The sequence below is a fragment of the Candidatus Streptomyces philanthi genome (assembly GCF_059553635.1).
Window position 1 is genome coordinate 1 of record NZ_JCANQV010000315.1, and the last position, 6,284, is coordinate 6,284.

The following is a 6,284-nucleotide window of genomic DNA, read 5'->3' on the forward strand; positions in this document are numbered from 1 at the left end:
CATCGTTCGACTTGCATGTGTTAAGCACGCCGCCAGCGTTCGTCCTGAGCCATGATCAAACTCTCCGTGAATGCTCGCCGGTCATCCGGCACAGCACACACGAGAGCGGAACCACAAGGAGGAATAGTCCTCGTGGTCCACAGCGTCCTCGCTGTGTGCGCCACCCGCAGCCACAAGGGCCGGGATGGACTTTTCAAAGGAACCTCATCCACCGAAGTGGACGGGGTATCAACATATCTGGCGTTGACTTTTGGCACGCTGTTGAGTTCTCAAGGAACGGACGCTTCCTTCGGATTCCCTTCCGGGCTCCTCCGGGCGCTTCCCTTCGGTGTTTCACACTCTATCAGACCTTTTCGGCCTCTCGATTCGCTTACTTTTCCGCAGACATGCAGAAGCATTAATTCGATAATACGAATCACGATTCGAAGGAGTGCCGCCCACGTTCCACCGGCCGCAGTTGCTGCGGTCTGGCTGTCCGGGGCAGGTCTTCGACAGTACAGCTCCGGCGTGGGCGAGGCAAATCGATTCCTCGCTGCTCCAGGTGATGCGCCCCGATGTCGTGCGTGCGGGTGCGTCAGTTCTTATGACTTACGCTCTGACCGGTGCGCCGTCCAGGACAGGTAGTGACGGCGGCCTGTTGAATCTCCACCCCTGGGAGGCTTCCCATGACCACCGTGACGTCCCCCCTCGCCGGACGCGCCATCGGACTCGCGGCCGTGCCCGACCCGGTGTTCTCCGGCGCGATGGTGGGTCCCGGTACCGCCATCGACCCCGTGCGTGAGCCCTCCGAGGCCGTCGCGCCCGTCGACGGCGTCGTCGTCTCGCTCCACCCGCACGCGTTCGTCGTCGTGGACGGCGAGGGCCACGGGGTGCTGACGCACCTCGGCATCGACACCGTCCAGCTCAACGGCGAGGGCTTCGAGCTCCTCGTCGCCAAGGGCGACACCGTGACCCGCGGCCAGGCCGTCGTGCGCTGGAACCCCGCGGCCGTCGAAGAGGCCGGCAAGTCGCCGGTCTGCCCGGTCGTCGCCCTCGACGCCGCGGCCGACGCCCTCGGCGATCTCCGTGAGGACGGCGACGTCAAGGCCGGCGACACGCTCTTCTCCTGGCAGTAGCCGGAGGCCGTCCCTCCGACGGCAGGACGAACATCCACCGCGGCGGCGTGCCGCCGCACCAACCGGAGACGGGTGACATGGAGACAACGCTGCGAGGCGTCGGCGTGAGCCACGGGGTGGCGATCGGCGAGGTGCGGCACATGGGGACAGCGGTACTGGAGCCGCCGGCCAAGCAGATCCCTGCCGAGGAGGCGGAGCGTGAACAGGGGCGCGCCCGCCAGGCCGTGGAGGCCGTGGCCGCCGACCTGATCGCGCGGGGCAACCTGGCGGGCGGGGAGGCGCAGGCCGTCCTTGAGGCGCAGGCCATGATGGCGCAGGACCCGGAGCTGATCGCCGACGTGGAGCGGCGGATCGCCGTCGGCAGCACCGCGGAGCGCGCGGTGTACGACGCGTTCGCCGCCTACCGGGCGCTGCTGGCCGGTGCCGGCGAGTACCTCGCCGGGCGGGTCGCGGACCTCGACGACGTACGCAACCGGATCGTGGCGCGGCTGCTGGGCGTGCCGATGCCGGGCGTCCCGGACAGCGACGAGCCGTACGTGCTGATCGCGCGGGACCTGGCGCCGGCGGACACCGCGCTGCTCGACCCGGCGCTGGTGCTCGGGTTCGTGACCGAGGAGGGTGGGCCGACCAGCCACAGCGCCATCCTCGCGCGGGCCCTGGGTGTTCCGGCCGTGGTCGCGCTGCCGGGTGCGCAGGAGCTGGTCGAGGGCACGGTGATCGCGGTCGACGGCAGCACGGGCGATGTGTTCGTCGACCCGAGCGCGGAGAAGCGGGCGGAGCTGGAGCGGGCCGCCGCGGAGCGCAGGGCCGCGCTGGCGGCGGCGTCCGGCCCGGGCGCGACGTCGGACGGGCACAAGGTGCCGCTGCTGGCGAACGTCGGCGGTCCGGCGGACGTGCCGGCGGCGGTGGAGGCCGGCGCGGAGGGCGTCGGGCTGTTCCGTACCGAGTTCCTGTTCCTGGACGACAGCACGAGGGCGCCGTCCCAGGAGAAGCAGACCGAGGCGTACCGCAAGGTGCTGGAGGCCTTCCCCGAGGGGCGGGTCGTGGTGCGGGTGCTGGACGCCGGTGCCGACAAGCCGCTGGACTTCCTGACGCCGGCCGACGAGCCGAACCCGGCGCTGGGTGTGCGGGGTCTGCGGTCGCTGCTGGACCACCCGGACGTGCTGCGCACCCAGCTGACCGCGCTGGCGAAGGCCGCCGAGGGGCTGCCGGTCTACCTTGAGGTCATGGCCCCGATGGTGGCGGACCGGGCGGACGCCAAGGCGTTCGCGGACGCGTGCCGGGAGGCCGGTCTCCAGGCGAAGTTCGGTGCGATGGTGGAGATCCCGTCGGCGGCGCTGCGGGCGCGTTCGATCCTGCAGGAGGTGGAGTTCCTGTCGCTGGGCACCAACGACCTGGCGCAGTACACCTTCGCCGCCGACCGCCAGGTGGGGGCCGTCTCCCGGCTCCAGGACCCGTGGCAGCCGGCGCTGCTGGACCTGGTGGCGCTGTCGGCGGAGGCCGCGAAGGCCGAGGGCAAGAGCTGTGGTGTCTGTGGTGAGGCTGCCTCCGATCCGCTGTTGGCCTGTGTGCTGACGGGGCTCGGTGTCACCAGCCTTTCCATGGGTGCGGCGTCGATCCCGTATGTGCGGGCGACGCTGGCGAAGCACACGCTGGCGCAGTGCGAGCGGGCCGCCGCCGCGGCGCGTGCGGCGGACTCCGCCGAGGACGCGCGGGTCGCCGCGCAGGCGGTGCTCTCCGGGGAGTGAGTCCGTGCGGCGCCCGGCGCCGTGTGGGGACGGCCGTCCCGCCCGTGTGGCGGGGCGGCCGTCGTCGTGTGCGGAGGGGTCAGTGGTGCCGGTGGTCCTCGGGCGGTGGTGGGAGGGGCAGGCCGGCGGCGTATTCGACGCGGTGCTCGGGCGGGACGGGCTCGCCGGTGGCGGCGTCGGTGCAGTAGGCGGTGAAGACCTGGGCCGCGCTGAGGGGGCGGAGCCATCCGTCGCGCAGGGACCAGCCGCGGACGACGGCGCCGGGGGCGGTGGTGTCCGGTGGCGGGGGCTGCGCCGGGTTGCTGCGGGTGACGAGTCCGCCGGGGGTGCCGAGGGCGATTCCGGCGGCGAGGACGGTGCAGAAGGCGAGGGCGTGGGGTTCGGAGAGCTGGAGCCGTCCGCCGTCGCGTGAGGTGGTGTGGAGCATGGCGAGGAGGGCGGGTTCGGCGGCGGGGACGCTGCACACCAGGTGGTGGGTGCCGTCGCCGAGGAGGTCGAGGAGCCGGGTGACGGCCTGGGTGGCGCGGGTGAAGGCGGCGTCGGCGAGGTCGGTGCCGCATTCCTCGCAGTCGCCGGCGCGGCCGAGGAGGTCGGTGGCGCGTTCCCAGGCCGACTGGCGTTCGGCCTCCTCGACGAGGAGGGGCAGGAGTTGTTCCAGGGGTTCCCCGCTGTAGGCCACGGTGGGGGCGGTGCCGGCGAGTGCGGCGGTGTAGCGGGCGCGGCTGTCGGGGCGGTCCGGTTCGAGGCCGAGGTCCTCGCAGTAGGCGTGGTAGGCGTCGGGGTCGAAGAGGGCGAGGGTGGTGGGGACGCCCTGGTCGGTGAGGGTGCGCAGCAGGGTTTCGAGCTGCCGGAGGTAGCTGTGGTGGTCGTCGAAGGGGAAGGTGCGGTAGCGGCGCATGGCCGCGAAGTCCCGTTCGTCGGCGAGGACGGCGGCGGTGCTGGGGATCTCGCGGCGCAGCCGGTGGTCGGTGGGGCGGGTGGTCGGTGTCATGGCTCCCCCTGGGGGCGGACGGTCCGCGGCGCTGTGGTGCGCCGCGGAGTTCATTCGTCACCGAGAGTAATCGGGGGGTCTGACAACGGCGGTGGGGCGCGGTCTCCTACCGGTTGCGGTCCTCGGCGAGGCGCTCGTAGTGGCGGAGGAGTTCGAGGTCGTCGACGGAGCCGGGGTTGACGGCCTGGTCGAGGGGGGTGCCCTGGAGAAGGCGTTTGACGGGGACCTCGATGCGCTTGCCGGTGAGGGTGTGGGGGACGCCGGGTACTTCGATGATGTCGTCGGGGACGTGGCGCGGGGAGAGGTGGGTGCGCAGGGTCTGCTTGATGCGGTTGCGCAGGTCGTCGTCGAGGGTGACGCCGGGGGCGAGGTGGACGAAGAGGGGCATCCAGTAGCCGCCGTCGGGGAGTTCGATGCCGATGACGAGGGATTCGCGGATCTCGGGGAGGCGTTCGACGGTCTCGTAGATGTCGGCGGAGCCCATGCGGACGCCCTGGCGATTGAGGGTGGAGTCGGAGCGTCCGTGGATGACGACACTGCCGCGGGAGGTGAGGGTGATCCAGTCGCCGTGCCGCCAGACGCCGGGGAACATGTCGAAGTAGCTGTCGTGGTAGCGGCGGCCGCCGGGGTCGTTCCAGAAGCGGACCGGCATGGACGGCATGGGCGCGGTGACGACGAGTTCGCCGACCTCGTCGGTGACGGGCCCGCCGTGGACGTCCCATGCCTGGAGGTCGGTGCCGAGTCCCGGGGCCTGGAGTTCGCCGATGTGGACGGGGAGGGTGGGGACGGCGCCCGCGAAGCAGCTGCAGACGTCGGTGCCGCCGCTGACGGAGGCGATCCACAGGTCGGCGCCGCTCTCGCGGAAGGTGTCGTGCAGCCAGCGGAAGCCGTCGGGCGGCAGGGGCGAGCCGGTGGTGGCGACGCACCGGACGGTGCTCAGGTCGAGGTCGCGGGCGGGGTGGACGCCGGCCTTGCGGCAGGCCATGACGTAGGCGGCGGAGGTGCCGAAGAAGGTGGCGCGGGTGCGGGCGGCGATCTGCCACTGGGCGCAGATGCCGGGGTGGCCGGGGCTGCCGTCGTAGAGGACGAGGGTGGCGCCGACGAGGAGGCCGCCGACGAGGAAGTTCCACATCATCCAGCCGGTCGAGGTGTACCAGAAGAAGCGGTCGCCGGGGCCGAGGTCGCACTGGAGGCCGGTCTGCTTGAGGTGTTCGAGGAGGATGCCGCCCTGGGACTGGACGATGGCCTTGGGCAGGCCGGTGGTGCCGGAAGAGTACAGGACCCACAGCGGATGGTCGAAGGGAACCGGTTCGTAGACCGGTTCTTCGTCGTTCCCGGTCAGGTCCGACCAGTTGAGGGTGCCTTCGGGGGCGGGGGTGTCCAGGAGCGGGATGTGGACGACGGCGCGGAGGGTGGGCAGGCCCTCGCGCAGGGCGGTGACGGTCTCGCGGCGGTCGTGTTCCTTGCCGCCGTAGCGGTAGCCGTCGACGGTGAACAGGACGACGGGTTCGACCTGCTGAAAGCGGTCGAGGACGCTGCGGGCGCCGAAGTCGGGGGCGCAGGAGGTCCAGACGGCGCCGACGGCCGCGGTGGCGAGGAGGGCGGTGACGGCCTGCGGGATGTTCGGGACGTAGCCGCTGACGCGGTCGCCGGGGCGGACGCCGAGGCGGCGGAGGGCGGCGGCGAGCGAGGCGACCTGGTCGCGCAGTGCGGCCCAGGTGACGGTGGTGGGGGTGTGGGTCTCGTCGGCGTACAGCAGGGCGGGGGTGCCGGCGCGGTCGGGGTCGTCGGCGGGGCGCAGCGCGTGGGCGGCGTAGTTGAGGGTGGCGCCGGGGAACCAGCGGGCGCCGGGCATGGCGCGGTCGGCGAGGACGGTCTCGTACGGGGTGGTGAAGCGGACGTCGAACCACTCGGCGACGGCGGCCCAGAAGGCGGGGAGGTCGTCGACGGACCAGCGGTGCAGGGCGGCGTAGTCGGCCTGGGGATCGCCGGGGACGGGTGCGGGGGCGCCGTGGTGGTCGGCGGCCCAGGCGTGGAAGCGGGTGAGCCGGGCGCCGGCGATGCGGTCCGGTCCTGGCTGCCAGAGGGGTTCCGGCTGCTGGGCGGGCTGCGGTGCGGTGGTCATGATCGGCTCCCGGACGGTACGCGTGGTCGGCGTCGGCCGCGCACGGCGGTGGGTGCGCGGACGCGGCATGTCAGGACGATGCCACGTGATCGACTTGTGCACCAGGGTGTGCTTCGGGTCCGGGGGGGGGCGGGGCGGTCGTACGGGGCGGATGGGGTGGACGTTCGGTGGGCTCGGCGCCCTGCGGGTGAACGGCGGGGGAACGGTGTCCGCACGGGGCGTGGTCGGTGGCAGGGTGATCACCATGAACGGGCGTGATCTGGTGCGGTCGGCACGGGTGATCAGGGCGGTGGGGCCGGCGCAGG

At 72.2% G+C, this 6,284-nt stretch carries 4 protein-coding genes and 1 rRNA gene; 2 read left to right on the forward strand and 3 right to left on the reverse strand.

Annotated features, from left to right (window positions below; translation table 11 throughout):
• Positions 1-71, reverse strand: a 16S ribosomal RNA gene (locus AC51EU_RS25635); the annotation flags it as partial.
• 594 nt (positions 72-665) lie between these two features.
• On the opposite strand from AC51EU_RS25635, the gene AC51EU_RS25640 reads away from it, so the two are divergent.
• The gene (locus AC51EU_RS25640) at positions 666-1,115 is read left to right on the forward strand and encodes a PTS sugar transporter subunit IIA (protein WP_496269444.1); all 450 of its coding nucleotides are present in this window, start codon (positions 666-668) and stop codon (positions 1,113-1,115) included.
• Positions 1,116-1,192: 77 nt separating this feature from the next.
• On the forward strand, positions 1,193-2,863 hold the full coding sequence (ptsP, locus tag AC51EU_RS25645; RefSeq protein WP_496269445.1) for a phosphoenolpyruvate--protein phosphotransferase: 1,671 nt from the start codon (positions 1,193-1,195) through the stop codon (positions 2,861-2,863).
• Between the two features lie 79 nt (positions 2,864-2,942).
• Here ptsP and AC51EU_RS25650 read toward each other — a convergent pair whose 3' ends face one another.
• Positions 2,943-3,854, reverse strand: a complete 912-nt coding sequence (locus tag AC51EU_RS25650; protein WP_496269446.1) for a DUF8829 domain-containing protein — start codon at positions 3,852-3,854, stop codon at positions 2,943-2,945.
• Between the two features lie 106 nt (positions 3,855-3,960).
• Positions 3,961-5,979, reverse strand: coding sequence for an acetoacetate--CoA ligase (locus tag AC51EU_RS25655; protein WP_496269447.1), 2,019 nt, complete (start codon positions 5,977-5,979; stop codon positions 3,961-3,963).
• Positions 5,980-6,284 lie beyond the last annotated feature (305 nt).